This window comes from Nonomuraea phyllanthi, from assembly GCF_006334985.2.
Lineage (GTDB): Bacteria > Actinomycetota > Actinomycetes > Streptosporangiales > Streptosporangiaceae > Nonomuraea > Nonomuraea phyllanthi.
Genome location: NZ_VDLX02000001.1, coordinates 685,413 through 712,329, shown reverse-complemented (window position 1 = coordinate 712,329; position 26,917 = coordinate 685,413). Strand labels below are relative to the sequence as shown.

The window sequence follows — 26,917 nt, the reverse complement described above, 5'->3', positions numbered from 1 at the left end:
CACCGTGAAAGCCACCACCGTGTGAGCCGTCATCGCCGGACTGGCCATCAGCGGGGGACCGGGACCGAGGCCAGGATGCCGTCGAGCAGGCCGTCGGCGGTCGCGCCCTCCAGCTCCGCCTCGGGCCGCAGCTGGATCCGGTGCCGCAGCGCGGGCCTGGCCAGCGCCTTCACGTCGTCGGGGGTCACGTACGAGCGCCCCGACAGCCACGCCCACGCCCGCGAGGCCGCCAGCAGCGCCGTGGCCCCGCGCGGCGAGACGCCGAGCTGCAGCGACGGCGAGTTCCTGGTGGCGCGGGCCACGTCCACGATGTAGCCGAGCACCTCGGGCGCCACGTGCACCATGGAGACCGCCTCCCGGCCGAGCGCCAGGTCGTCGGCCGTGGCCACGGCCTTCACCTCGCCGAGGTCGCGCGGGTCGAAGCCGCGGGCGTGCCGTTCGAGGACGGAGATCTCCTGCTCGCGCGGCGGCAGCGGCACGGTCAGCTTGAGCAGGAACCGGTCGAGCTGGGCCTCGGGCAGCTGGTAGGTGCCCTCGTACTCGACGGGGTTCTGCGTCGCGCACACCACGAACGGGTCGGGCAGCCGCCGCGCCGAGCCCTCCACGCTGACCTGCCGCTCCTCCATCGCCTCCAGCAGCGCGGCCTGAGTCTTCGGCGGGGTGCGGTTGATCTCGTCGGCGAGCAGCAGGTTCGTGAACACCGGCCCCTCGCGGAACTCGAACTCCGCGGTCTTCGCGTCATAGATCAACGAGCCCGTCACGTCGCCCGGCATCAGGTCCGGCGTGAACTGCACCCGCTTGAAGTCGAGCGCCAGCGCCGCCGACAGCGTGCGGACCATCAGCGTCTTGGCCACGCCGGGCACGCCTTCGAGCAGCACGTGCCCCTTGCACAGCAGCGCGATGACCAGCCCCGTCACCACCGCGTCCTGCCCGACGACGGCCTTGGCCACCTCGGCACGCAGCGCGCCGAGCGCCTCCCTGGCCGAGTCGCCCAAGCTCGTGACGCGGTACGTCTCATCAGAGTTCACTGACCTGCCTTTCGATGAGGTCCAAGTATCCGGCCAACCCGACGAGCCCGGCGTCGTCCGCCGGCGGCGGCCCGTAGAGCGCCGCGCCGACCTGCTGCGGGTCCTCCCCCGTGCGGGCGGCGAGCGCGGCGACGACCTCGTGCTGCCCGGCCCCCGCCCCGAGGCCCAGCCTGGGCGTGAGCCGGTCGATCGTGCCCGCGCGCAGCGACTCGGCGGCCCGCTGCCTGGCCCGCCTGGCGCGGTAGAGCCTGCCGCGGCCCTCGACCGTCTCGGCCGCGCGTACGACGACGGGCAGCTTCTCTGCCACCACGGGGCCCAGCCGCCTGCCCCGCCAGAACGCGGTGACGGCCAGGGCGATGATCGACATGTAGATCATCCAGCGGACGTTGTCGGGCATCAGGTCTTCCAGCGACTGGCCCCGCTCGCCGGGCAGCTCCGTCACGGGCGGGACGTCGGGGCGTACCAGCCAGGTCACGGCCTTGCCGGTGCCGATCAGGTTGAGCGCCAGCGCGGCGTTGCCGTCCTCGGCCAGGCGCTGGTTGGTCATGAAGCCGCCGTCGCCGACGACGGTGGTGACGCCGCCCGCGCTGGGGAAGCTGACGAGCGCGTAGCCGTCGCCGTCCGGGTAGCAGGAGGTGGCTCCGGCGGGGCCGGTGAAGATGGCGCCACCCATGTAGGCGCTGCCCGCGGCCCTGGCGGCGGGCAGCGGGCACTCGGGCTCGCGCGAGCGGGTGCGCGCCGTGGCGAGCTCGCTGCGCACGCCCGGGGCCAGGACGGGCAGCCCCGGCAGGTCGCCGACGATCAGCCGGTCACCCGGGATCTTGGTGAGGGTGTATTCGTCGAAGTACGACATGTCGGTGATCAGCAGCAGCCGGTCACCCGCCGCGCCCTTGGCGGCGGCGGCCTGCACGGAGTCGACCCGGTCCACCGTGACGCCCCGCGACCGCAGCACCTCGGCCAGCGCCTTGGAGCCCGCCAGCGAGGTGTCGTCGGGGTCCAGGCGGCGCGACTCGCCTCCTCCGCCGCTGAGCAGGACGCCGATGATCGCGACGAGCACGACGATCAGGCCGAGCAGCGCGATGATCCGGCTGCCGCGCCAGGCGGAGCGGAGGGTGGGGGAGGTCGCGGATGAGCCCTCGGCGGGCGCGGCGCCGGGGGGCCGCGTGAGCACGCTCATGCCGCCCCACCTGCCTGGTTGCCGGGCCCCGGCACGGCCGCCAGCGGGACGGGCCGGGCCTCACGGAGCTGGTTGTCCAGGGTGGACATCGTCTCGTAGGCCTCCCGCGTGCCCGGCACCCCGCCGTACGTCACGTCGTCGAACGACCGGGCCGCCCCGGCCAGCCGGGTGGCGAACCCCGGCAGCGACAGCGCCGCCTCGGCGGCCAGCTCGTCGGCGGTGCGCCCAGGCATGCCGTCGATAAGCGCGCGTTCCTCCAGGTCACGCGCGATGGCCCGGAGCCGTTCGCGGATGGCCTCGCTCCAGCGGCCCTCGGCGGCCAGCCCCTCGGCGGTCGCGCGGTGCTCGGCCGCGGTCATGGCCCGCTCCCCGAACAGCCCGCCCAGGACCGCCGCGTTGCGGCGCGTGGTCCTGCGCAGATGCCACGAGACGAGCACGATCAGGGCCAGGATGATCAGCACGATGACGACGGCGGCGATGACCCCTCCGGCAGAGCCGCCGCCCGAGGCCGTGTCGAGCAGGTCGCCGAGGAACTGCGTGACCCGCCGGTAGAGCTGGTCGATCAGCGACTCGTTCTCGTAAGCCGGCTTGAGCAGCTCGTCGGCGGCCCGCCGCGCCCCCTCCTCCCGGCTGATCGGCGTGTCCAGCCACAGGAGGGACGTGGCCATGAGCGCCGTCACGGTCTGGCGGAGTTGGAGGGGTGCCAGAGCTCGTCCGCGGAGGCGTGCACCCACCCCTGGCGCTGCTGCTCGATGGCCGCCGTCTGCAGCACGAGGTCGAACGCCTCGCTGCGCATGCGCCGGTCGGCGTAGAGCAGCCCGGCGACGCCGGCCTCGAACGGGTAGGTCAGCATGGACCCGAGCGTGGTGCCGATCGCGATCAGCACGGTCGAGACGACGGCGGTGGCCGCCGAGCCCGCGCCGAACACGCCGAACAGCGTGCCCGCCAGCGTGAACGGCACCGACAGGATGCCCGAGATGATTCCGAGCAGCACGGACGTCAGCAGCATGATGCCGAACACCCGCCAGAAGTCGCCGGTCACCAGGTGCCACGAGCGGCGCATGGCGTCGATCGGCCCCCGCCCCTCCAGCACCACGACGGGCGAGGCGAACGCGAAGCGGGTCCTGAAGAACAGGTAGTAGGCGAGGTACACGACGATGAACAGCAGGGTGCCCAGCCCGACCATCCAGCCGGTGGCCCCGGCGCTCGCGGAGCTCATGAACAGCGCCACCATGACCCCGATGAACAGGACCATCGGCACGATCATAATGACCGCCATCAGCCCCACGACGCCGAACAGCGCGGGCACCCGGCCCTTGGCGAGCTGCCACGCCTCGCCGGCGCTGATCCTGCCGCCGAAGACGGCGCGGCCGAGTATGCGGGTCAGCACGCCGGTCAGCAGGGTGACCACGACGAACTGGACCGCGTACGAGACCAGGGTGCCGCCGTACTCGGCGAGGATGCCGTAGACGCTGGTGAGGTCGCTGGAGGAGGTCTCGGCGCTCAGGGGGTCGGTCAGCGCGTCGTTCATGGAGTCGATCACGAACGCCTGCCCGATGGCCAGCGGCACCGCGGACAGCAGCGCGGCGATGGCCGACAGGCCGAGCACGGCCTTCGGGTTGGACCTGATCAGCTTGATCGCGCCGTCGAGGATGTCGCCGAGGCCCAGCGGGCGCAGCGGGATGATGCCCGGCCTGAGCGCGGACGGAGGCGGCACGAAACCATGCCCCGGACCGTAGCCGGGACCGGGTCCGTAGCCGGGTCCGGGCGGAGGAGGCGGATAGGGAGGATATGGTGTTTGGGGCCCTGGCCCCAGTGGCTGCTGTTGCTGAGGGGGCTGGCCGTACGGCTGCCCGTAGGGCACCTGCTGCGGGGCGCCCGGTGCGGTCCACGGGGAGGCCGGCGGGGCGCTGTACGGCGGGGGCTGTTCGGCCGACCAGCCTGATGGCGTCTCGGGCGGGGGACCGTGACCGTCTGACATATCCCAATCCTGGCATGCTGAACGGGGCATTGGTGTCACAGAGCCGATTCGCCGCCTCATCTTGCCCGCATTCCACGGCGAATCCGGTCAAGGTTCGCGTCCAGGGATGGCCGAAAGTTGCTTCGTTACCGCAGACTGAGATAGCGGTCGCGGGGGCGGACGTAAAATTCGCCTTTTGCATGGCCCATGTCACACTCATGGGCCGACCAAGGGTAACCTTCAGCGATCGTGCGGGTATGTCCCACAATGCGTAGAACGAATGAGGGGCCATGAAAGGTCGCGTGCTGGTCGTCGACGACGACGCCGCTCTCGCCGAGATGCTGGGGATCGTGCTGCGGGGGGAAGGCTTCGAGCCTTCTTTCGTCTCCGACGGCGACAAGGCCCTCGACGCTTTCCGGGATACACGCCCGGACCTGGTCCTGCTCGACCTGATGCTGCCGGGGGCCGATGGCATCGACGTCGCGCGGAGGATCAGGGCTGAGTCGGGGGTTCCGATCGTCATGCTCACGGCCAAGAGCGACACGATAGACGTCGTTCTCGGGCTGGAGTCGGGCGCCGACGACTACATCGTCAAGCCGTTCAAGCCGAAGGAGCTCGTCGCGCGGGTGCGGGCGCGACTGCGCCGCACGGACGAGCCGACCCCCGAGATCCTCCAGATCGGCGACATCACCATCGACGTGGCCGGCCACTCGGTCAAGCGCGGCGAGGAGACGATCAACCTCACGCCGCTGGAGTTCGACCTGCTGGTCGCGCTGGCCCGCAAGCCGCGCCAGGTGTTCACCCGCGAGGTCCTGCTGGAGCAGGTGTGGGGCTACCGCCACGCGGCCGACACGCGGCTGGTCAACGTGCACGTGCAGCGGCTCAGGGCCAAGATCGAGAAGGACCCCGAGCACCCCGAGATCGTGGTGACGGTCCGCGGCGTCGGCTACAAGGCCGGCCCCGCCTGATCCGCCGCCGCCCCCGCCGTGCCCCCGACGAAGACGAAGTCCCGCCGACGGACATTCCGCCAGATTCTGGGCGGCGTTCGCCGGCGGGTCCGTCGTGCGGCGGGCAGGACGCGCAGCATATGGCGGCGCTCGCTGCAGCTCCAGGTGATCACCAGCACGCTGGTGATCTCCGTGATCGTGGTGGTCGTGCTCGGCATGTTCCTGTCCGAGCAGATCGACCGCTCGGTCGTGGAGAGCAGCCAGAGCTCCTCCTTCAGTGAGGCGTTCGCCGACCGCCTCCAGATCGCCGACGCGCTGGCCCCAGAGACCGACGACCAGTCCAAGCCCGCCGACAGCGGCAAGAAGGGCTCCGGCAACCCGCTCGACGAGGTCATGGACATCGTCACCGGGTCGGGCGAGAACGGCTCCAAGAAGCGCTACGACGTCCTGATCCTCAACCAGAGCGTCCCCGGGCAGTCGCGGGCCTCCGGGAGCGTGGTGCCGCAGGACGTGCCGCCCAACCTGCAGCGCAACGTGCAGAAGACCGCCGACGGTCGGTCGGTCGGCTTCGTCGTGAAGATCAGGTTCATCGGGGAGAGCCAGCCCAGGCTCACGTTCGTGGTCGGCGGCATGGTGCACGTGCCCGCCACGGGCCAGGACTACGAGGTCTACCACTTCTTCCCGTTCACCGAGGAAGAGGAGCTGCTGTCCACCGTCCGGCTGGCCATCGTCGTGGTGGGGCTCGGGCTCGTGCTGCTGCTCGCCGCCATCGCGTACCTCGTCGCCCGCCAGGTCGTCACCCCCGTACGCCTGGCGCGCCAGGCCGCGGAACGCCTCGCCGCCGGCAAGCTCGACGAACGGCTCAAGGTGCGCGGCGAGGACGACCTGGCCCGCCTGGCCAACTCCTTCAACGAGATGGCCGCGAACCTGGCGCTGAAGATCCACCAGCTGGAGGAGCTCTCGCAGGTCCAGCGGCAGTTCGTCTCCGACGTCTCCCACGAGCTGCGCACCCCGCTGACCACCGTGCGCATGGCCGCCGACCTGCTCTACGACGCCCGCGAGGACTTCGACCCGATGGCCTCCCGCTCGGCGGAGCTCATGCAGGCCCAGCTGGAGCGGTTCGAGTCGATGCTGGCCGACCTGCTGGAGATCAGCCGCTACGACGCGGGCGCCGCCACCCTCGACCTCGACTCCGTGGACGTGCGCGACGTGGTGCTCCGGGCGATCGGCGACTCCGAGGCGCTGGCCGAGCGGCACTCGACCCGGTTCGAGCTGCGGCTGCCCAACGAGCCGTGCATGGCCGAGATCGACAACCGCCGGGTCGAGCGGATCCTGCGCAACCTGCTGTTCAACGCCATCGAGCACGGCGAGGGCCGCGACGTCGTGGTGACCGTGGGCGCCGACCGTGACGCGGTCGCGGTCGCCGTGCGCGACCACGGGATCGGGCTCAAGGCCGGGGAGGAGACGATGGTCTTCGACCGGTTCTGGCGGGCCGACCCGTCTCGAGCGCGCACGATCGGCGGCACCGGGCTCGGGCTGGCCATCTCGCGCGAGGACGCCACGCTGCACGGCGGCTGGCTGCAGGCGTGGGGCCAGCCGGGCGAGGGCTCGCAGTTCCGGCTCACGCTGCCCCGGGCGGCCGGGTCCGACCTGAAGGGTTCGCCGCTGTCGCTGGTGCCGCCGGAGATCGAGATGCGCCGTACGTGGCGTACGGCCATGACCCCGGTGCTGTTGCCGGCGTCGGCGGACGGGACCGGCCATGACGAGGACTAGGCGGCTCGCCGCGGCGCTCGCCATCGTGGCGGCCGTGGCGCTGGCGGGCTCGGGCTGCACCGTGATCCCCGTGACGGGCCCGCTCACCGTCCAGGAGACCGGCAGCGGCGACCCGCTGAGCAAGCCGTTCCAGCGCATGATCGCCATCCCGCCGAGGCCCACCTGGGGGCCGGACGAGACCATCAGGGGCCTGCAGGCCGCCATGGCCGCCTACGCCGACGACCCGAGCATCCTGGCCAAGTACCTGACCCCCGAGGCGCGGGCCGCGTGGAACCCCTCGGGGCCGGTGGCGGTGATCGAGGACGAGTACGAGATCGTGCCCTCCACGCCGCGCGACGACGCGGCGCAGGCACAGACGTTCACGCTCAAGGGCCGGTGGGTGGCAAAGATCGAGGAGGACGACTCGTACACGCCCACCGCGGGCGTCTCGCCGCGCACCTTCCAGCTGGTGAAGGCCGAAGGCGGCGGCTACCGGGTCAGCGGCCTGGAGGACGGCCTGCTGCTCACCAACGCCGACGTGACCCGCGCGTACCGCGCCACCAACCTCTACTACCTGACCGGCAAGACCCAGGACCGCCTGGTCGTCGACCGCGTGCGCCTGCGGCTCAAGCCGACCCAGACGTACGCGCAGACCATCCTCGAACGCCTGCTCAAGAGCCCGTCCCACGCGCTCAAGGGAGCCGTGACGACGAGCTTCCCGCCCGGCACGAAGATCGAGTCGATCAGGTCGGACGAGCGCGTCGTGATCAACCTCTCGGGCCCGCTCAGCCTGAGCGCCGAGGACACGCTGAGCGCCCAGATCAGGTACAGCCTCAACAAGAACGAGATCGCCAAGGGCCGCGTCATCGAGATCCAGGTCGACGGTGAGCCGTACACCGTCGACCGGCCCAGCGCCGACGACCACTGGCTGGACGACACCAGCGACACGGCCTACTACGTCAGCAAGGGCGCCGTCCACTACATGGGCCAGGACGGTCCCGCCGGCGCCGTGCCCGGCGCGGCGGGGGAGCAGCGCACCGGCTACTCCGGCTTCGCCGTCTCCAGGGACGGCGCGCTCATCGCCGCCAGGACCTCCACCGGCATCTCGGTGGCGGGGCTGACCCAGGAGGGGCGCTGGCAGGAGGTCATCCAGGGCACGCGGCTGACCCCGCCGACATGGCACAGGGACGGGTCCCTATGGACGTACGACAGCCAGAACGGCGTCCTGCTGCGGTACGACCCGATCACCGGCAGGGGGCCCGACCGGGTGGCCGCGCCCAAGCTGTCGGGGCTCGACGTCACCAAGCTCAGGATCGCCAGGGACGGCGTGCGCGTGGCGGTGATGACCGGCGAGAACACCGTCCACATCGGCGCGCTGACCGGCGGCTCGGCGGGCACCATGCTGGGGGCCTTCCAGGTGCTGACCACCACCGAGGTGGGCAACAAGATCACCAGCGTGGCCTGGGAGGACGACGAGCACGTGCTCGTGCTGGCGGAGGGCAAGGCGGGGCAGACGCTCAACGAGATCAACGTGGGCGACGGGGAGGTCGTGGGGGTGCCGCTCAAGGATCCGCTGGAGTCGGTGACGGCGCTGGGCGGCCGCGTGCTGGCGGAGGCCATGACGGACCAGGGCGCCAAGATCGAGGAGCTGGACCAGGACCGGCAGACCTGGACCGTCAAGATCGAGTCCGACGCCGGCTCGCCCCTCTTTCCCCTGGGCTGACCCGCCCCCGCCCGCGCCGGCCGCCGTTCGGGCGATTGCCCATGCGTTCGCCCCTGCGTCGCCGGGGAGGTGGATCACGGCCCTCGCTCCGCCCTCCCGACGTCAGGGCGGTCGATCACCATGTGGATGGTGCCCTTGGGCGGCATCGGGCACCCGAGGACTCTTGCACTGCGTCACCGTGGCGAAACTGTCGGTGGCGGGCGGCATCCTGGTCCACGTGCTGAGCGCCCTACTCGATCTCGTTCTTCCCCCCACCTGCGCCGGTTGCGGGGCCAAGGGGGCGCGGTGCTGCCCCGGCTGCCTGGCCGAGCTGGTCGGGGCGCCCGCGCGGCGGCGGCCCGAGCCGTCGCCGCCCGGCCTGCCCGACTGCTGGTCGGCGGCCACGTACGACGGCGCGGTGCGCAGGGCGGTCGTGGCCTACAAGGAGCGCGGCGCGGTGGCGCTGGCGGGCGTGCTGGCCGAGGCGGTGGCGTACACCGTGCTGTGGGCGCTCACCGGCGCCGGGGCGTCGTGGGCGGACCGGCCGTTCGCGGTGGTGCCGGTGCCGAGCGCGCGGCGGGCGCGGCGGCACCGGGGGCACGATCCGGTCGGCAGGCTGGCGGTGCTGGTCGCGGCGCGGCTGCGGGCGTCCGGCATGGGGGCGGAGGTCTGGGCGGGGCTGAGCCAGGTCAGGCGGGTCACCGATCAGGCGGGCCTGAGCTCGACCGAGAGGAGCGCCAACCTCATGGGGTCACTCCGGGTGCGGGAAGGCGCGAAAGGCCCTCCAGCAGCCTCTGCGCTGCTCCTGGATGACATCGTCACGACGGGGGCGACCCTGGCCGAGGCCGCCAGGGCGCTGCGGGCGGCGGGGGTGCGGGTGCCGCTGGCGGTCACCGTCGCCGCGACACGCCGAAGATCTTGAAAAGCATTACTGTCACGGTCCGTAAAGAAAGATCCAAATCCTGATCCTCACCTGGAGGACACATGTCACTACCTCCAAGGCTTCCGTGGGCCTGCTCAAGGGGCGGGACCCCCGTACGCATAAGGGTTGCCGATCGGTTAAATAGGGCATACAGGGCTCCCTCTATACCCCGGGAAAGTCACGGTACGTGATCCTTTGGCCGATCCTCCGGCTGACATTCGCCCTGGATGCGGATAGCGTTCTGACATGGCACCCGTTCGGGTCCGTGGTTGCGCAGGGTCGGGGTTCCCGGCTCTGCTAGCCGATGCCAGCCGCAGGCAAAACGGTCCACGTAAGGCGACTCTTTGTCGACCGATCACGGTGCGGCTTAGGGGTAAGTCCTGCCTTCCCGAGGGTCCAGATGTCCCTCGCCAGAAGAGAAGGGCAGTAGTGGCAACAGAGCTGCGAGACCCTCAGCAGGCGGATGTGGGGTCGAAGACCAGGTCGGCCGGGCGGGTGCCACCTGAGTTCCCGGTGACGCGCAGTCGGAAGAGGGTAACGGTGCGAGAAAGGCGGAGAGCGAACCCCGTCCGGCACGCACGTCGTCGGACGCTCTTGCTCAGTCGTTAGACCGAAGGGGGGCTGTTGCATGGACATCATCGTCAAGGGCCGGCACACAGGAGTGAGTGAGCGGTTCCGCGACCACGTGACGACCAAGCTGGCCAGGATCGAACGTCTGGACAACAAACTCATCAGAGTCGATGTGGAGGTGTCGAAGGAGCGTAACCCGCGCCTCGCCGACCAGCGCGAGCGCGTCGAGCTCACCATTCACTCCCGGGGGCCGGCGATCCGCGCCGAGGCCTCGGCCGACGACCGATTCGCAGCCCTCGACATAGCTCTCGACAAGCTGGAAGGCCGCCTCAGGCGGCTGGCCGACCGGCGCAAGGTCCACCACGGCAACCACTGCCCGCCCTCCGTCGCGGAGATCACCGCGACGCTCCCCGACGTCGCCGACCTGGCACCGCGGCCGGAGCCCGTCGCTCCCCGGCGGGCCGAGCCCGACGAGGACGAGCATGTGCAACGTGACAAGAGTTACGACGACATCGTCCCGATCGAGATGGACGGCGAGGGGCCGCTCATCGTGCGCGAGAAGTACCACCGGGCGGAACCCATGACCATCGACCAGGCCCTCCTCGAGATGGAGCTGGTCGGACACGACTTCTACCTTTTCCGTGACAAGGAGAGCGGCCAGCCGTGCGTCGTCTACAACAGACGCGGCTACAACTACGGCGTGCTGCGGCTCGTAGAGCCCTGATCGTGCGCTAAAAGATCTTCTCGACCACCCGAGAACCGCGGCACCCGTGCCATCATGGCGGTTCAACGGCTCTGGCCCCCCGACGAGGAGGAGACGTGAGCGAGCTCAGTCAGGTTCAGATGAGCGAGCGCAGCGAGGGAAAGGCAGGCGCGAGGCACCCCGAGGAGGCCTCGTGACCGAGTCCGGCGACGCTCGCACGTCAGCGAGCGAGCCCATCCGCGTGATGATCGTTGACGATCACGAGCTGATCCGGCGGAGCCTGGCGCTTGCGCTGGCCGCTGAGCCCGACATCGAGGTGGTCGGTGAGGCGAGCGACGGGCAGGAGGCGGTCGAAATGGCCGATCGCCTCATGCCTGACGTCGCTCTCATGGACGTTCGCATGCCGCGGCAGGACGGGATCGAGGCGACCAAGAACATCAAGGCCTCCGTCCCGAGCACCCGCATCATCATGCTGACGGTGAGCGACGAGGAGGAGGACCTCTTCGAGGCCATCAAGGCGGGAGCCACCGGCTACCTGCTCAAGGACGTCCAGATCAACGACGTGCCCGACGCGGTGCGCGGCGTGCACGAGGGCCAGTCGTTAATCAACCCGGCGATGGCGGCCAAGCTCATCAGCGAGTTCGCGAACATGAGCCGCAAGGAGGCCGAACGTCCGCCCCAGCTGCCCGTGCCCCGGCTGACCGAGCGCGAGATGGAGGTCCTGCGCCTGGTGGCCAAGGGGTTGAACAACCGGGAGATCGCCAAGCAGCTTTTCATCTCCGAGAACACGGTGAAGAACCACGTCCGCAACATCCTCGACAAGCTGCAGCTGCATTCGCGGATGGAGGCCGTCGTGTACGCGGTGCGGGAGCGCATGCTGGAGATCACCTAGCCGCACGGCGGCGGCCAGGTCGCCCACTCGGCCGAAGGTCTCCGACGCGACGCCCTCCCGAGCTCGGAAGAGTCGTCACCTCGCCGTAATGGCCGTGTTCAGGATCGGCAGGAGTTCCGGCGGGTCGGCGCGTTCGACGCGGACGGCGTCGCAGCCCACCCACTCGGCCGCCGACCACAGGGCGTCGCCCAGGGCGTCGGCCCACTTGGCGGGCGAGAGGCCGGGCTCCAGGTGGAGCTGCCTGATGACCAGCGTGGAGCCCTCGCGGGCCGGGTCGACGCGGCCGATCAGCCGGCCGCCGGCCAGCACCGGCATCGTGAAGTAGCCGTGCACGCGCTTGTCCTTGGGGACGTACAGCTCAAGCGTGTAGCGGAAGCCGAAGACGCGCTCCGTGCGGCCCCGGTGCCAGATGAGGGAGTCGAACGGCGACAGCAGCGTCGTGCGGTGCCGCCCGCGCGGCTCGGACGCCAGAGCCGCGGGGTCCGCCCAGGCGTTGGGCCGGCCCTTCTTGCCCGGCCAGCCCGCCACCGTCACCGGCACCAGCCCGGCCGCGCCGCTGAGGAGCACCTCGTCGAGCAGGGCGGCGTACTCGCCCCTGACCCGGAGGAAGTCGAGCAGGTCGGTCCGGTTGGCCACGCCCAGGGAGCGGCCCGCCACGGCGGCCAGGCGCGTGACGCACTCCTCGTCGGACAGGTCCTCGGCCAGCAGGTCGGCGGGGACGGCGCGCTCGGCCAGGTCGTAGACGCGCCGCCAGCCGACCCGGCGGGTGCAGACCAGCTCGCCGATGTCGAGCAGCCACTCAAGGCCGATCTTGGAGTCGGACCAGTCCCACCACGGTCCGCCGTTCTTCGCGCCGCCGACGTCGGTGGTCGTGAGCGGGCCCTGCTCACGCACCTGCGCCAGCAGCTTGTCCACGCCGTCGGGCACCTCGTGCCAGCGGTAGCGCCGCTTGAGGTAGGCCCGGCGCCTGAACGAATAGAGCGGCCAGTGCTCGATCGGCAGGAGGCAGGCGGCGTGGCACCAGTACTCGAAGCTCTGGGCGGGGTTGTGCCAGTAGGCCCGCTCCACCTTGGGCCTGCCCACCGCGCCCAGACGCGCGTACGCGACCAGCTCGTGGGAGCGGGCCAGGACGGAGATCGTGTCGAGCTGCACGGCCCCGAGCCTGCGCAACATGGCGTGCACGCCGCCCTTGCGCGCGTCCGCGCCGATCATGCCCTGCGACCGGAGGATGATCCTTCGCGCCTCGTCGGGGGTGAGGTCGGTGCCGGGGGTGAGGTCGGTGACGCCGGTCATGCCGGTGAGTCCGTACGGCGATGCATGCGAGCAATCTAGCGGCGGGCACCGACAAACCGCCCACTCCGATCTCGCACCCCTGCGTCTCCTCGCCTCCCGTGCCCCTGTCGGCGTGACGTGAGCTGGGCAGGTGGGTGGTGCGACGTGGGTGGCGGACGGGTTTTCGCGCTGCCGGGAGCCAGGCCACGGCCCCCTGCGTCCCCTGGGCGTCGAGTCGCCGTCGCCTTGTGCCGCCCCGGGCGTTGGATCGCCGTCACTTTGCGCCGCCCCGGGCGTCGAACCGTCGGCTTGTGCGGCCTGAGCGACAGGTTGCGGTCACCTGTGCCGCCTGAGTGACGAGTCCCCGTCACCTTGTGCCGCCTGAGTGCCCGGGTTGCCGTGACTCATGCGGCTTGGGCATCGAGGTCGACTGTGGCCTGTGTCCGTATGGCGGCCGGGGAGGCGTCTGCGAGTGCTGGGGCCAGTGACCAGGGGTGTTACGGGTCGCGATGGTTCTGGGGAGACACGCCCGGGGTGCGGGGTAAAGAAACTGGGGCACCCGGTTGGGGGCGGGTGCCCGCTTTGGTGCGGTCTTCTACGTCAGCGGTGGTCCTCGGCGCGCATGCCCACGCGCGGCGCGTCGATCACGACGTCGGTGGTGATGTTGAAGACGAGGGCCAGGATGCCCCCCACGACGAACACGCCGGCGCCGATCCAGACGAGCATCCAGTTGTCGGCCGTCAGGCCGAAGCCGGCCACCACGGTGCCCACGAGCATCACGGTCACCGAGAGCCACGATGACGCGCGACCGCCGTGACTGCCCAGTTGTTCCGTTTGCTCCGACTTCGTCCCCTCAACCATGGCTAATCCTTCCTTTGCCGGTTATCGCGTTTTCGGTGCGAGCCGGCTCTCCACCGGCATACCCTCTGCCTCAAACCATTCTCCCAGACAGGTCACGCGCCCTCGTCGGCACGGTGGCTGTGTCTGGTTGCGGAACCGCCTACGATGGCAACGGGGAAGTTTGTCTCGGCCTCTCCTCCTGGCGGCGCCGCCGGGGTAGACCTGCGAGGAGCTTTACATAAAGTGGCAGCCATTCTCGACAAGATCCTACGTGCCGGCGAAGGCAAGACCCTGCGCAAGCTCAAGCGGATCGCAGATCAGGTCAACTCCATCGAGGACGACTTCACGAGCCTGTCCGACGCGGAGTTGCGTGCGCTGACGGACGAGTTCAAGCAGCGCCATGCCGACGGCGAATCGCTCGACGACCTGCTACCCGAGGCGTTCGCGACCGTGCGCGAGGCGGCCCGCCGGGTGCTCGGCCAGCGTCCCTACGACGTGCAGATCATGGGCGGCGCCAACCTTCACATGGGCAACATCTCCGAGATGAAGACCGGTGAGGGCAAGACGCTGACGTGTACGCTCCCGGCGTACCTGAACGCGATCTCCGGCAAGGGCGTGCACGTCGTCACGGTCAACGACTACCTGGCCAAGCGCGACGCCGAAACCATGGGCCGCATCCACCGCTTCCTCGGGCTCGAGGTCGGGTGCATCATCGCGGGCCAGCAGCCCGACGAGCGGCGCAAGCAGTACCTCGCCGACATCACCTACGGCACCAACAACGAGTTCGGGTTCGACTACCTGCGCGACAACATGGCGTGGTCGCTCGACGAGTGCGTGCAGCGCGGCCACAACTTCGCGGTCGTGGACGAGGTCGACTCGATCCTGATCGACGAGGCCCGCACGCCGCTGATCATCTCGGGTCCGGGCGAGCAGTCGGGCAAGTGGTACACCGAGTTCGCCAAGATCGTGCCCCGGCTGCGCAGGGGTGTCGAGGCGAAGAACCCGGGCGAGGAGAGCACCGGCGACTACATCGTCGACGAGAAGAAGCGCACGGTCGGCATCCTGGAGTCGGGCGTCGAGAAGGTCGAGGACTGGCTCGGCATCGACAACCTCTACAAGCCCGAGCACACCCACCTGGTCGGCTTCCTGAACAACGCGCTCAAGGCCAAGGAGCTGTTCAAGAAGGACAAGGACTACATCGTCGCCGACGGCGAGGTCCTGATCGTCGACGAGTTCACCGGCCGCATCCTGCACGGGCGCCGCTACAACGAGGGCATGCACCAGGCCATCGAGGCCAAAGAGAGCGTGAAGATCAAGGACGAGAACCAGACGCTCGCCACGGTCACCCTGCAGAACTACTTCCGCCTGTACAAGAAGCTGAGCGGAATGACCGGCACCGCGGCCACCGAGGCCAACGAGTTCCACCAGACGTACAAACTGGGCGTCGTGCCCATCCCCACCAACCGGCCGATGATCCGCAAGGATCAGCCCGACATGGTCTACAAGACCGAGGACGCCAAGTTCGACGCGGTGGTCCAGGACATCAAGGAGCGCTACGAGGCCGGGCAGCCGGTGCTCGTCGGCACGACCTCGGTGGAGAAGTCGGAGCGGCTGTCCAAGGCGCTCAAGCGCCGCGGCGTGCCGCACGAGGTGCTCAACGCGAAGAACCACGAGCGTGAGGCGTCGATCATCGCCGAGGCCGGCCGCAAGGGCGCGGTCACCGTCGCCACCAACATGGCCGGTCGAGGCACCGACATCATGCTGGGCGGCAACTCCGAGTTCCGCGCCGACCTCGAGCTGCGCCAGCGCGGGCTCGACCCGGTCGAGACGCCGGAGGAGTACGAGAAGGCCTACCCCGAGGCGCTGGAGAAGGCGCGGGCGGCGGTCAAGGCCGAGCACGACGAGGTCACCACGCTCGGCGGCCTCTATGTCCTCGGCACCGAGCGGCACGAGTCGCGCCGCATCGACAACCAGCTCCGCGGTCGTTCCGGCCGCCAGGGCGACCCCGGCGAGTCGCGGTTCTACTTGTCGCTCGGCGACGACCTGATGCGCCTGTTCAACTCGGCCAGGGTCGAGATGATCATGACCAGGCTCAACATCCCCGACGACCAGCCGATCGAGTCCGGCATCGTCTCCAAGGCCATCGCCTCCGCCCAGCACCAGGTCGAGCAGCAGAACTTCGAGATCCGCAAGGAAGTTCTCAAGTACGACGAGGTGATGGACCGCCAGCGCAAGGTCATCTACGCCGAGCGGCTGCGCGTCCTGGAGGGCGCCGACCTGCACGAGCAGGTGCGCGGCTTCATCGGCGAGGTGGTCGAGGGCTACGTCGAGGGCGCCACGGCCGAGGGCTTCGCCGAGGAGTGGGACCTCGACAAGCTGTGGAAGGCGTTCGGGGAGCTCTACCCGATCTCCCTCAGGATCGACGACCTCATCGAGGAGGCCGGCAGCCGCGAGGAGCTGACCGCCGAGCTCATCAGCGAGAAGGTCAAGGCCGACGCGCTGGAGGCCTACGGCCGGCGCGAGGCGGAGTTCGGCGCCGACAACATGCGCGACCTGGAGCGCCGCGTGATCCTCTCGGTGCTCGACCGGAAGTGGCGCGAGCACCTCTACGAGATGGACTACCTGCGCGAGGGCATCGGCATGCGGGCCTACGCGCAGAAGGACCCCAAGATCGAGTACGCCCGCGAGGGCTTCGAGATGTTCTCCGCGATGCAGGAGGGCATCAAGGAGGACTCCGTCGGGTTCCTGTTCAACCTCGAGGTCGAGGTGCAGGAGAATCCGATCGTCGAGGAGGAGGACGCGGTCATCGCGGAGACCCGCTCGATCATCGCGCGCGGGCTGCGCGGCCCCGACCGGCCGGCCGAGCTCGAATACACCGCGCCGGGCGAGCAGGGCGACGTCGAGCACACCCGGGTCCGCACGACCCAGGCGGAGCGGGCGGCGTACGGCAACGTGGAGCGTAACGCGCCTTGCCCGTGTGGTTCGGGCAAGAAGTACAAGCGCTGCCACGGCGACCCGAAGCACGCTGCCTGACGAGCGCACCGCGAAGACCCCCACCGGCCTGTACGGGTTCGGTGGGGGTCTTCGCGTTCAGGCCGTCTCGAAGGTGAGGGTCTTCGCGTTCAGGCCGTCTCGAAGTCCGTGCAGAGCCACTGCACGCCCCGGCGTTCGAGGCGGAGGGCGAGCACGCGGTCGCGGTCGCCGCAGTGGACCAGCACGCACATCTCCAGCGCTCCGTCGCGTGGCTCCTTCACGTGCATGCGCCCGGCGAACGGCCGCCGGTCCGACCAGATCATCTGCCCGGCCTGGACGAGGTCACGGTAGGCGCGGGAGGTGAGCCGGTCGGACACGCTCTCCGGGGGGCGCCGGCCCGCGAGCACCTCGGCCAGGGCCTGCCCCAGGCGGCGCAGCCCGCGCTCGTCCGGGTCGGCTCCTGGAGGGCCGGACGACGGGCGGCGCCGGGCGAGGGCCAGGGCGCCGTCGGTGCCGGGGGCCGCGGCGGGCATGCCGTCGTATGCGGGCTCGTCGTCGTACGCCGGCTCGGGGGCGGGGGCGGCGCCGATGCGGGGGGCTGGTGACACGCGCGTCCTCCAGTTCTGGTACGAGAAACAGGCGGAGAAACAGACGCCTCAAGGAGTTTTCGGTCCGGCGCAGGAATACGAATGCCGCCAGCTTCTCCAGGCCCCGCCGCACTTTGTCCGGTTAGGCGGAGAACGGTTTCCCGAGCTGGATCCCCGCCCCCGCACGGCCGGGGATGTTTCGGCCGCGAGACGGCGTGCGGGGGCGCCGCCCCAAACCCGCTAAGTTTCGCCGGAGTCGACGTCCGGCTCGGGTTCGCGGCCCGGAGTCATGATGTTGAGTTTGCGGATGAGGAATGTGAAGACCACGTAATAGACGACTCCATACACCACGCCCAATATCAGGATCCCGGGGAGATTCTCGGTGTTCGACTTGCTGGCGTTCAGCAGCATGTCCAGCAGGCCCGCGGAGAAGCCGAACCCCAGCTGCCCCCCGATCAGCGTGGTCAGGGCCATGGCCAGGCCGGTCAGGACGGCGTGCACGACGAGCAGCAGCGGCGCCACGAAGATGAAGGCGAACTCGATCGGCTCGGTGATGCCCGTGACGAACGAGGCCAGGCCGGCCGACAGCATGATGCCGCCCACCGTGGCGCGCCGGTGCGCGGGGGCGGCTCGCCACATGGCCAGGGCGGCGGCGGGCAGGGCGAACATCATGATCGGGAAGAAGCCGGCCATGAACTGCCCGGAGTGCGGGGCGTCGCCGAAGTAGCAGTTCCAGTCGCCGCCGAGCACCCGGCCGCCGACGTCGCACTGCGGCACCACGTACCAGACGACGGAGTTGACGAAGTGGTGCAGGCCGAGGGGGATGAGCAGGCGGTTGACCAGGCCGTAGATGCCGGTCCCGACCGGCCCGATCGCGGCCAGGGCCTCGCCGGCGTGGCGGATCCACTCGCCGATGACGGGCCAGAGCCAGCCGAAGAGCACGCCGATGACCAGCGCCACGATGGAGGTGATGATGGGGACGAACCGGCGCCCGCCGAAGAAGGCCAGCCAGGACGGCAGCTTGATGCGGTGGAAGCGCTGCCAGAGCAGCGCGGCGACCAGGCCGATGACGATGCCGCCGAGGACCTTGGTCGGGTTCTGGATGCCGTAGTCGATGATCTCCTTGACGCCCTGGGGCTGCGCCTCCCTGATGAGCACGGTGTCGCGGATGTCCGAGCCGAAGAACATGACCTTGGACACCCGGTCGAAGACCAGGTAGCCGACCACGGCGGAGAGCGCGGTGGAGCCGTCGGCCTTGCGGGCGAAACCGATCGCCACGCCCACGGCGAACAGCAGCGGCAGGTTCTCCAGCAGCGCACCGCCGGCCGCGGCCAGCACCGCGGCCACCTGGTTCATCCAGGCGAACCCGGACACGTCCGCCAGGCCGCCCGGCTCGGCGCCGTTGGAGCCGAGCATGTCGGGCTGGCCGAAGCGCAGCAGCAGGGCGGCGGCCGGCAGGGCGGCGATGGGCAGCATCAGGGAGCGGCCCAGCCGCTGGAGCACGGTCATCACGCGAGCGAGCGGCGAAGGCCGGGCGGCGGTGGTCTCGTTCACCGGACGTTCCTCCGAGCCGGGTGAGGCTTCAGGCCCCGTCTCCTCCGAGCCGGGTGAGGTCTCAGCCCCGTCTGACGGGCATTTCCAGGATGGTACGCAGCTGGTAGCGGTCCGCGCGGTAGGTGGACACGCCCAGTTCCGCGCAGACGCCCCCGGCGAACGATCTGCGCTGCAGCAACAGTACGGCGCCGCCGCGCGGCAGCTTCAGCAGGTCGGCGTCGCTGGGGTCGGCGAGGCCGCCGTCGATGGTCAGCTCGCCGGCGTCCATGACGAGGCCGTAGCGGCTCTCCAACAGCTCATACAGCGATTTATCCGACAAGTCATGGGAGCCCAGATCCGGCGCGAGCTTGACCGGGATGTGCGCCCGTTCGATGGACAGCGGCTCCCCGTCGGCCGTCCGTAGCCGCTCGATGAAGTGGACCTCCTCGCCCGGCTGGATCCCCAGCTCCTTGGCGAGGTGCGCGCTGGCCCGCACGATCCGGCGGTCGAGGTCGCGCGAGCCCGGGATCATGCCACGGGCCCGCATGTCGTCGGTGAACGATGTCAGCTGGAGCGCCAGCTCGATCTTGGGCCGGGCGACGAACGTGCCCTTCCCCGGCACCCGGTGCAGGCGGCCCTCGGACACGAGGTGGTCCACGGCCTGCCGCACGGTCATCCTGGACAGGCCGAAGCGCTGGCAGAGCTCGCGCTCGGACGGAATGGCCGCCCCGATGCTCAACTCGTCGCTGTCGATGAGGTCCAGCAGGATCTCGCGTAGCTGGAAGTACTTGGGCACCGGGCTGTCCGGATCGATGTGCGCCACGGATCCTCCCCTCGATCTGACCTGGGCCATGGGTTATGGTTCGTACTGGTCTAGTCCGGACTAGACCACATCACGCGAAACATGGTCAAGCCCGTACCGCGAGGATCTAAGGAATGAGCCCGAGATGACCACGAAGATGCGCAGCGAGATCGCCGAGCAGCCGGCCGCGCTGCGGGCCACGCTGGAGGCCCTGCTGCCGAGGGTCGGCGAGGTGAGGGCGGTGGGCGAGCAGACTCGCCAACTGCTGTTCATCGCGCGGGGCACCTCCGACAACGCAGCAGTGTACGGACGCTACCTGGTCGAGTCGCACGCGGGCCGCCTGGCCGCCCTGGCCGCGCCCTCGATCGCGACGACGTACCGCCGCCGGCTCGACCTGGACGGCGTGCTGGCCGTGGCGATCTCGCAGTCGGGCCGTACCGAGGAGATCGTCGAGACGCTGGCCTGGGCGAAGGACTGCGGGGCGAGGACCGTCGGCATCACGAACGGCGGCGCGGACAGCCCGCTCGCGCAGGCCGCCGACGTGGCGCTGTGCACGGTCGCCGGGGAGGAGAAGGCCGTTCCCGCGACCAAGACGTACACGACGCAGTTGGCCGCGCTGGCCGTGCTCGCGCTGGGGCTGGGCGCCGACGTGGACCCGGCGGAGCTGCGGCGGGTGCCCGAGGCGGTGGAGAAGCTGATCGCCGAGCCGGGCGACGTGGACGCCGTGGTCGAGGGCCTGGCCGACAAGCCCGGCGTCGTCGTGTCCGGGCGCGGTCTCGCGTTCTCGACCGCGCTGGAGACGGCGCTGAAGCTCAAGGAGGCCTGCTACCTGCACGCCATGGGCCTGTCGTACGCCGACCTGCTGCACGGCCCCATCGCCGTGGTGGACGCCGACACCCCGGCGCTGCTGGTGGCCTCCGAGAACAGCCCGACCCTGTCCGGCACGATCGCGCTGGCCGAGCGGGTCGTGGCGGCGGGCGCGGCGGCGTTCACGATCGGCGGCGGCGACGCGCTCGCGCGGGCGGGCACGGCCGCGCTGAACGGCCCCGACCTGCCCGAGTGGGTGGCGCCGATGGGCCTGATCGTGCCGGGCCAGCTGCTCACCGAAGCCCTGGCCCGCAGGCTCGGCATCGACCCCGACGCGCCGCGCGGCCTGAACAAGGTCACCCAGACCGACTGACCCGCACGTGAGATAAACAGGGGGCAGGAGAGCTAGGGAGGGCCGGATGGCGGCTGACGCGAACGCGATCATCGCCGGGCTCGGCGGGGCCGGCAACATCATCGAGATCGAGCCGTGCATCACCCGGTTGCGTACCGAGGTGCACGACGCGTCCAAGGTCGACCAGGCCGCCCTCAGGGCGGCGGGCGCGCACGGCGTGATGGCCGCGGGGAACGTGGTCCAGGTCGTCGTCGGGCCGGAGGCGGACACCATCGCCAGCGACATCGAGGACATCATCGGCTGAGGGCGAGACCATGACGACTGTTCTCGCCCCGGTCGAGGGGGAGGCTGTGGGGCTGGCCGGCGTGCCGGACCCCGTGTTCTCCGCGGGGCTCGTCGGGCCGGGAACGGCGATTGATCCGCTGAGGGGGCCGGGGAAGGCCGTCGCCCCCATAACGGGCAAAATCATGAAGCTGCATCCGCACGCGTACGTGATCGTGGGTGACGACGGCAGGGGCGTGCTGGTGCACCTCGGCATCGACACGGTCCAGCTGAAAGGCGACGGCTTCCAGCTCCTGGCCGCGGAGGGCGACAGGGTGAGCGCGGGCCAGCCCGTGGTGGCCTGGGACCCCGCCGCCGTCGAGGCCGGCGGGCGCTCGCCCGTCTGTCCCGTCGTGGCGCTCGACGCCGAAGCCGTGAGCGAGGTCGCGCAGGGGGCAGTGCACGTGGGGGACGAGCTTTTCCGGTGGGACTAGCCACGGGAGCGGAGGCGTCACAATGTACGGGCGCTGTCGCACGAAATGGTCCGGCTGGTCTGGACCGGCACTACAAGGAGGAGTAATGGGTGAGCGCAAGGTCACCGTGGCCGCGGAGGTGGGGCTGCACGCCCGTCCCGCCGCGACGTTCGTGCAGCGGGCCAAGAAGGCCCCCATGGACATCACGGTGACGAGGTCCTACGGCGGGGAGAAGGTCAACGGCAAGAGCATCCTCGCGATCATGGCGCTCGACGTCAGGCAGGGCGAGACGGTCGTGATCAGCGCGGAGGGCGAGGGCTCCGAGGAGATCCTCGACGAGCTGGCAGAGATCGCCGGAACGCCATGAACCTGCGGGGGGTGGGGGTCAGCCCGGGCATCGGGCACGGCCCCGCGTATGTGCTCACCGCCTCAGTGCCCGAACCCCCCGAGGGCGCCACCTACACCGGCGAGGCGGAGCAGGAGAAGGAGCGCGTGATGGTCGCGCTCACCCAGGTCGCGGGCGAGCTCGAGGCCCGCGGCAACCGGGCCGGCGGCGAGGCCGAGGAGATCCTCAAGGCCCAGGCTCTGATGGCCGAGGACCCGGGGCTGGTCGTGAAGGTCAGGACGCTGATCGACCGCGGCCTGGCCGCCCCCAGGGCGGTCTTCGAGGCTTTCACGAAATATCGCAACGTGCTGGCCGGGTCCGGCGGCTACCTGGGCGAGCGGGCGGCCGACCTCGACGACATCAGGGACCGCGTGATCGCGCTGCTCTACGGGCGGGCCATGCAGGGGCTTCCGATCTCCCCCGCGGAGCCGTACGTGCTGGTCGCGCGGGACCTGGCCCCCGCCGACACGGCGCTGCTGTCGAAGCGGGACGTCGCCGCGTTCGTCACCGAGGAGGGCGGCCCGACCAGCCACACCGCCATCATCGCCAGGGCCATGGGCGTGCCCGCCGTCGTGGCCTGCTCGGGCGCCACCGCCATCCGCCCGGGCGTCCGGGTCATGGCCGACGGCACCTCCGGCGTCGTCCGCGTCGAGCCGGCCGAGTCCGACGTGGCCGAGGCGGTCGGGGCCGACACCGCCCGGCAGGCCGCCTTCGCCGCGGCGAAGGGACCCGGCAGGACCGCCGACGGGCACCGGGTTCCGCTCCTCGCGAACATCGGCAAGCCCGCCGACCTCGACGACGCCCTGGAGGCGGGGGCGGAGGGCATCGGGCTCTACCGGACGGAGTTCCTCTTCCTCGACAGGACCGAGCCGCCCTCCTCCGAGGAGCAGCGGTGCGCCTACCGGGCGGCGCTGGAGGCGTTCCCCGAGGGCAAGGTCGTCGTGCGCACGCTGGACGGCGGCGCCGACAAGCCGCTCGCGTTCCTGCCCGCGCCGGCCGAGCCGAACCCGGCGCTGGGGGAGCGGGGGCTGCGCAGGTTCAGGAGGTTCCCCGACGTCATGGAGGCGCAGCTCGGCGCGCTGGCGGCCGTCGCGTCACCCGGGCTGCGGGTGATGGCGCCAATGGTGGCCACGGCCGAGGAGGCCGGGTGGTTCGGGCAGGAGTGCCGGGCCAGGGGCCTGTCCGACGTGGGCGTGATGATCGAGATCCCGTCGGCCGCGCTGCGGGCCCGGGAGGTGCTGGCCCGCGTCGACTTCGTCTCCATCGGGACCAACGACCTCGCCCAGTACGCCTTCGCCGCCGACCGCCAGGTCGGAGCCGTCAGCGCGCTGCACGACCCGTGGGCGCCCGCGCTGCTCGACCTGGTCGCGATGGCCGCGAGCGCCGCCACGCGGGTGCGCAAGCCGTGCGGCGTGTGCGGCGAGTCGGCCGCCGACCCGGCGCTGGCCTGCGTGCTCGTCGGGCTCGGGGCCTCCACGCTGTCGATGGGTGCCGCGGCGCTGCCCGCCGTACGGGCCGTGCTGGCGGAGCACACGCTGGACCAGTGCCGCCGCGCCGCCGAGGCCGCGCGGGCGCAGCCCACGGCGTCCTACGCGCGTGCGGCGGCCCGCGCGCACCTGCCCGGCCTCGACCGGCTCGGCCTGTAACTTCCGCGCCCGTCCTGCGGCTCGGCGACCGCGCCGTGCCCCACGCGCGTCCTGGGTCTCGGTGACCGGGCCGTGCCTCGACGCTCGCCCTGTGGTTCCGCGTTCGGCCGGTGAATCCGCCGTGTCCCGATCGGCTGGGCCGGTGACCTGCGCCGTCTCATCCGGATGGCCGTGAATCCGGTGCATGGACGGCGATCTGGCGGCCTCGCATCGGTCGTCACATGGATACCTTTGGAGGCATGCTTCGACGGATCGGCACCACAGGCCTGCTCGCCATCGCTCTCACGGCCTGCGCCGGTGGCGGCGGCGCGGCGGGCGCGACCGGAAGCAGAGCCGCACCGTCGACCCCGTCCACCGGCACCACCGCCCCCCAGAGCCCGCCGCAGGCCGAGGTGGGCCCGGTGGAGCGGGCCCTGGCGAGGATGGACGTCGAGGAGAAGGTCGGCCAGCTGTTCATGCCCGTCCTGTACGGCACCGCGGCCGACACGGTGTCGGGGGAGAACCAGGCGAGGTACGGCGCCCAGACCCCGGCCAAGGTGATCGCCAAGTACCACCTCGGCGGCGTGATCCTCTTCCCGCACAACATCAAGGCCGTCGGCCAGGTGGTCAGCCTGACCAACGGCATGCAGCGGGCGGCCAAGGGGGTGCCGCTCCTGATCGGCACCGACCAGGAGAACGGCCTGGTGTCCAGGATGTCCGCCCTCATGACGGACTTCCCGGGCGCGGCCGAGCTCGGCGCGACCAAGCAGCCCGAGCGGGCGCGCGCCGTCGCCGAGGCGACCGGCGAGGAGCTGCGCGCGCTGGGCGTCAACCTCGACTTCGCCCCGGTCGCCGACGTGAACGTGAACCCGAACAACCCCGTCATCGGCCGCCGCGCCTACGGCGACGACCCGGCGCGCGTCTCGAAGATGGTCGCGGCGGCGGTCAAGGGCTTCGCCCAGGCGAAGGTGGCGGCCACCGCCAAGCACTTCCCCGGCCACGGCGACACCGACGTCGACAGCCACACCGGGCTGCCCGTGATCAAGCACACGAGGGCCCAGTGGGAGCGGATCGACGCGCCGCCGTTCGAGGCCGCGATCGGCGCGGGCGTGGACGCCGTGATGAGCGCCCACATCGTCTTCCCCAAGCTCGACCCGTCGGGCGACCCGGCCACGCTGTCCAAACCCATCCTCACCGGGCTGCTCAGGCAGAAACTCGGCTTCAAGGGCGTGATCTCCACCGACGCGCTCAACATGGCCGGGGTGCGCAAGAAGTACGACGACGGGGAGATCGCGGTGCGGGCCGTGCTGGCCGGAGCCGATCTCCTGCTCATGCCGAACGACCTGCCCAGGGCCTATCGGGCGGTGCTGGCGGCGGTGAAGTCGGGCCGGATCTCGAAACAGCGGCTCGACCAGTCGGTCACCCGGCTGCTCACGCTCAAGCGGGACAACGGGTTCCTGTCCGAGGCGCCGGTGGCCGATGCCGACAAGGCAGCGCGCGTGCTGCGCTCCGCCGAGCACCGCAGGCTGGCCGCCCGCGCCACTCGGTAGGAAAAACCAGATGTGTGACGTTCTACCCTAGAACGATGCTTACGGGTGTGCTCATCGACTGGGGCGGGGTGCTGACGACCAGCCTCTCCGACTCCATCGCGCGCTGGATCGCGGCCGACAGGATCGACGGCGACCACTATCGCGAGGTGATGCGGGAGTTGGTCGACCACGCCTACGGCGGTGGCGGCGAGAACGCCGTCCACGCCCTGGAGAGGGGCGAGATCGACGGCGCGGCCTTCGAGCGGGACCTCGCCGCTCGGCTGGTGACGCTGGAGGGCGTGCCGCCGGTGGCCGAGGGGCTGCTGACCCGGATGTTCGCTGGTTTCGAGCGGGTCGACGCCATGTACGACATGCTCCGCGACGTACGGAAAAATGGTGTCAAAACGTGTTTGCTGTCTAACTCCTGGTCGAACGAGTACCCCCGCGACGGCTGGGACGAGCTCTTCGACGCGGTCGTGATCTCCGGCGAGGTCGGGATGCGCAAGCCCGAGCCGCGCATCTTCCACCACGCGCTCGGCCAGATCGGGCTCCCCGGCGAGGAGTGCGTGTTCATCGACGACATCGAGGCCAACATCCTGGCCGCCCGCGCGCTCGGCATCGCCGGCATCCACCACCAGGACGCGAACTCGACCATCACAGAACTCGAGTCTCTGCTCCGACTCACGTTGCGACGGGCATGATAGAGCCCTTGCAAGCTTGGAAAGGTTCGTCATGCGCGTCTATCTGCCGTGCACGCTCCCGGCCCTGGCCACGGCGGTCAAGGCGGGGGAGCTGGGCCCCGCCCCGCTGACCGGCTACGCGGTGACCCCCGCGCTGGTCGAGTGGTATGCCTCGGGCGACACCGAGGAGCTCGAATACGTGGCGCTCACCGAGGCGGCCCGCGCGTCGCTGCGGATGCTCGCCGCCGACCTCGCCGACGGCGTCGAGGCCCCGCCCCGCCGCGTGGTGATCGCGGCCGAGGTGCCAGACCGCTCGGTCTCCGCCGGGGCCGACCTGGAGGAACGCGGCCGGGTACGCCTCGCCGACGCGATCCCGATGGCCAAGGTGGCCGCCGTGCACGTCGACGACCACGAGGCGATCGCCGACGTCGAGGCCGCCGTCGCCGCGCTGCCCGCCGCGGACGCGGGCGACGACGACGCGCGGTTCACCGTCGACGGGGCCGAGGCGCACGAGCTCATGTGGTACGCCACGCAGGAGATCCCCGACCTGCTCGGCTGATAACGGTGCCGTTACATCGGCCTTACTTCCGTGCGCGCCCTGATCCGGGCCTCGCTAGGGTCCGACGCGTCAGTGATTGTTTGACGCAAGGAGTCGGTTCTACGTGAAGCTTCGAGTCGCGGCCACCGTCATGGGGGCGGTAGCGGCTGTCCTGCTGGCGGGCTCACCCGCGAGCGCGCAGGCCAAGCCGTACGATCACCAGGACCCGGCCAGGTCGGGGTGCTGGAACGCGGCCAAGGTGGTGCGGTCCGCGAAGATCAACAGCCGCGCCAACGGTCAGGTAGGGACGATTCGGCTCTGGTGGTCCGGTCGGTGCAAGACCAACTGGATCGAGGTCAGGACGGCCACGTCCGCGAGCGGCACCATCAACGTGTACGCGGCCGACGGACGCTATGACCGGTTCAGCTTCAAGAAGGGCAACAAGGGCCGGCACTGGGGGAACATGATCTGGGCGAACAACATGTGCGCCTGGGGCAGCGCCTCCGTGCAGTGGAACGGCGGCCGGGGCGGCCAGAACGGCTCCGGCACGACGTCCAAGGCGTGCGGCTGACCGCCGCGCTCTCCAAGGCGGGGTCGCGGCCAGATG

General features: G+C 70.6%; 25 protein-coding genes. 16 read left to right on the top strand and 9 right to left on the bottom strand.

Going from position 1 to position 26,917, the window contains the following annotated elements:
* Positions 1-47: 47 nt before the first annotated feature.
* The 4 genes from FH608_RS03355 to FH608_RS03340 are packed head-to-tail and all read right to left on the bottom strand — an operon-like array spanning position 48 to position 3,922.
* Positions 48-1,028, bottom strand: coding sequence for an AAA family ATPase (locus FH608_RS03355; RefSeq protein ID WP_139628278.1), 981 nt, complete (start codon positions 1,026-1,028; stop codon positions 48-50).
* Positions 1,018-2,205, bottom strand: a complete 1,188-nt coding sequence (locus tag FH608_RS03350) for a DUF4350 domain-containing protein (protein WP_139628277.1) — start codon at positions 2,203-2,205, stop codon at positions 1,018-1,020. The genes FH608_RS03355 and FH608_RS03350 overlap by 11 nt, the downstream gene beginning before the upstream one ends.
* Positions 2,202-2,873 carry a DUF4129 domain-containing protein gene (locus FH608_RS03345; protein WP_139628276.1) on the bottom strand — a complete coding sequence of 224 codons (672 nt, stop codon included), beginning with the start codon at positions 2,871-2,873 and terminating at the stop codon, positions 2,202-2,204. Before FH608_RS03345 ends, FH608_RS03350 begins: the two co-directional genes overlap by 4 nt.
* 8 nt (positions 2,874-2,881) lie before the next feature.
* On the bottom strand, positions 2,882-3,922 hold the full coding sequence (locus tag FH608_RS03340; RefSeq protein WP_226898900.1) for a glycerophosphoryl diester phosphodiesterase membrane domain-containing protein: 1,041 nt from the start codon (positions 3,920-3,922) through the stop codon (positions 2,882-2,884).
* Positions 3,923-4,455: 533 nt separating this feature from the next.
* Between FH608_RS03340 and mtrA the strand changes: the two genes are divergently transcribed.
* The 6 genes from mtrA (at position 4,456) to FH608_RS03310 (ending at position 11,653) form a co-directional block, all read left to right on the top strand.
* A complete protein-coding gene (mtrA, locus tag FH608_RS03335; RefSeq protein ID WP_043620615.1) occupies positions 4,456-5,133 on the top strand; it encodes an MtrAB system response regulator MtrA in 678 nt (225 codons plus the stop codon).
* 18 nt (positions 5,134-5,151) lie between these two features.
* Positions 5,152-6,885, top strand: coding sequence for an MtrAB system histidine kinase MtrB (mtrB, locus tag FH608_RS03330; protein ID WP_139628275.1), 1,734 nt, complete (start codon positions 5,152-5,154; stop codon positions 6,883-6,885).
* Positions 6,872-8,587 (top strand): LpqB family beta-propeller domain-containing protein, encoded by a 1,716-nt coding sequence (locus FH608_RS03325; protein WP_139628274.1) that lies wholly within the window; start codon positions 6,872-6,874, stop codon positions 8,585-8,587. Before mtrB ends, FH608_RS03325 begins: the two co-directional genes overlap by 14 nt.
* A gap of 178 nt (positions 8,588-8,765) precedes the next feature.
* Positions 8,766-9,488 (top strand): ComF family protein, encoded by a 723-nt coding sequence (locus tag FH608_RS03320; RefSeq protein ID WP_226898898.1) that lies wholly within the window; start codon positions 8,766-8,768, stop codon positions 9,486-9,488.
* 628 nt (positions 9,489-10,116) lie between these two features.
* Entirely contained in the window at positions 10,117-10,782 is a 666-nt protein-coding gene (gene hpf / locus FH608_RS03315) for a ribosome hibernation-promoting factor, HPF/YfiA family (protein ID WP_139628273.1), read from the top strand.
* A 172-nt stretch (positions 10,783-10,954) separates the two neighbouring features.
* Positions 10,955-11,653 carry a response regulator gene (locus FH608_RS03310; RefSeq protein WP_139628272.1) on the top strand — a complete coding sequence of 233 codons (699 nt, stop codon included), beginning with the start codon at positions 10,955-10,957 and terminating at the stop codon, positions 11,651-11,653.
* Positions 11,654-11,728: 75 nt separating this feature from the next.
* Here the strand turns inward: FH608_RS03310 and FH608_RS03305 are convergent, their stop codons facing one another.
* Positions 11,729-12,946, bottom strand: a complete 1,218-nt coding sequence (locus FH608_RS03305; RefSeq protein ID WP_139628271.1) for a winged helix-turn-helix domain-containing protein — start codon at positions 12,944-12,946, stop codon at positions 11,729-11,731.
* 579 nt (positions 12,947-13,525) lie between these two features.
* Positions 13,526-13,786, bottom strand: a complete 261-nt coding sequence (locus FH608_RS03300) for an HGxxPAAW family protein (RefSeq protein WP_139628270.1) — start codon at positions 13,784-13,786, stop codon at positions 13,526-13,528.
* 222 nt (positions 13,787-14,008) lie between these two features.
* On the opposite strand from FH608_RS03300, the gene secA reads away from it, so the two are divergent.
* Entirely contained in the window at positions 14,009-16,798 is a 2,790-nt protein-coding gene (gene secA, locus FH608_RS03295; RefSeq protein WP_139628269.1) for a preprotein translocase subunit SecA, read from the top strand.
* Positions 16,799-16,887: 89 nt separating this feature from the next.
* Here secA and FH608_RS03290 read toward each other — a convergent pair whose 3' ends face one another.
* The 3 genes from FH608_RS03290 to FH608_RS03280 all read right to left on the bottom strand — a co-directional run bounded on the left by FH608_RS03290 (position 16,888) and on the right by FH608_RS03280 (position 19,681).
* Entirely contained in the window at positions 16,888-17,346 is a 459-nt protein-coding gene (locus tag FH608_RS03290) for an Rv3235 family protein (RefSeq protein WP_226898896.1), read from the bottom strand.
* A 219-nt stretch (positions 17,347-17,565) separates the two neighbouring features.
* On the bottom strand, positions 17,566-18,879 hold the full coding sequence (locus tag FH608_RS03285; RefSeq protein WP_139628268.1) for a PTS transporter subunit EIIC: 1,314 nt from the start codon (positions 18,877-18,879) through the stop codon (positions 17,566-17,568).
* Between the two features lie 61 nt (positions 18,880-18,940).
* Entirely contained in the window at positions 18,941-19,681 is a 741-nt protein-coding gene (locus FH608_RS03280; protein ID WP_226898895.1) for a GntR family transcriptional regulator, read from the bottom strand.
* A 124-nt stretch (positions 19,682-19,805) separates the two neighbouring features.
* Between FH608_RS03280 and FH608_RS03275 the strand changes: the two genes are divergently transcribed.
* From FH608_RS03275 to FH608_RS03235, 9 genes are all read left to right on the top strand, one after another.
* On the top strand, positions 19,806-20,840 hold the full coding sequence (locus tag FH608_RS03275; RefSeq protein WP_139628266.1) for an SIS domain-containing protein: 1,035 nt from the start codon (positions 19,806-19,808) through the stop codon (positions 20,838-20,840).
* A gap of 46 nt (positions 20,841-20,886) precedes the next feature.
* The gene (locus FH608_RS03270) at positions 20,887-21,123 is read left to right on the top strand and encodes a glucose PTS transporter subunit EIIB (RefSeq protein ID WP_139628265.1); all 237 of its coding nucleotides are present in this window, start codon (positions 20,887-20,889) and stop codon (positions 21,121-21,123) included.
* A gap of 10 nt (positions 21,124-21,133) precedes the next feature.
* Positions 21,134-21,574 carry a PTS sugar transporter subunit IIA gene (locus FH608_RS03265; protein WP_139628264.1) on the top strand — a complete coding sequence of 147 codons (441 nt, stop codon included), beginning with the start codon at positions 21,134-21,136 and terminating at the stop codon, positions 21,572-21,574.
* An 85-nt stretch (positions 21,575-21,659) separates the two neighbouring features.
* Complete coding sequence (locus FH608_RS03260; RefSeq protein ID WP_139628263.1) at positions 21,660-21,920, top strand: HPr family phosphocarrier protein; 261 nt, start codon at positions 21,660-21,662, stop codon at positions 21,918-21,920.
* Positions 21,917-23,584 (top strand): phosphoenolpyruvate--protein phosphotransferase, encoded by a 1,668-nt coding sequence (gene ptsP, locus FH608_RS03255; protein ID WP_139628262.1) that lies wholly within the window; start codon positions 21,917-21,919, stop codon positions 23,582-23,584. Before FH608_RS03260 ends, ptsP begins: the two co-directional genes overlap by 4 nt.
* A gap of 239 nt (positions 23,585-23,823) precedes the next feature.
* The gene (gene nagZ, locus FH608_RS03250; RefSeq protein ID WP_139628261.1) at positions 23,824-25,113 is read left to right on the top strand and encodes a beta-N-acetylhexosaminidase; all 1,290 of its coding nucleotides are present in this window, start codon (positions 23,824-23,826) and stop codon (positions 25,111-25,113) included.
* Positions 25,114-25,148: 35 nt separating this feature from the next.
* Complete coding sequence (locus FH608_RS03245) at positions 25,149-25,793, top strand: HAD family hydrolase (RefSeq protein ID WP_139628260.1); 645 nt, start codon at positions 25,149-25,151, stop codon at positions 25,791-25,793.
* A 31-nt stretch (positions 25,794-25,824) separates the two neighbouring features.
* Positions 25,825-26,331 (top strand): DUF6912 family protein, encoded by a 507-nt coding sequence (locus FH608_RS03240; RefSeq protein ID WP_139628259.1) that lies wholly within the window; start codon positions 25,825-25,827, stop codon positions 26,329-26,331.
* Positions 26,332-26,434: 103 nt separating this feature from the next.
* Complete coding sequence (locus tag FH608_RS03235; protein ID WP_139628258.1) at positions 26,435-26,881, top strand: DUF2690 domain-containing protein; 447 nt, start codon at positions 26,435-26,437, stop codon at positions 26,879-26,881.
* Positions 26,882-26,917: the final 36 nt, after the last annotated feature.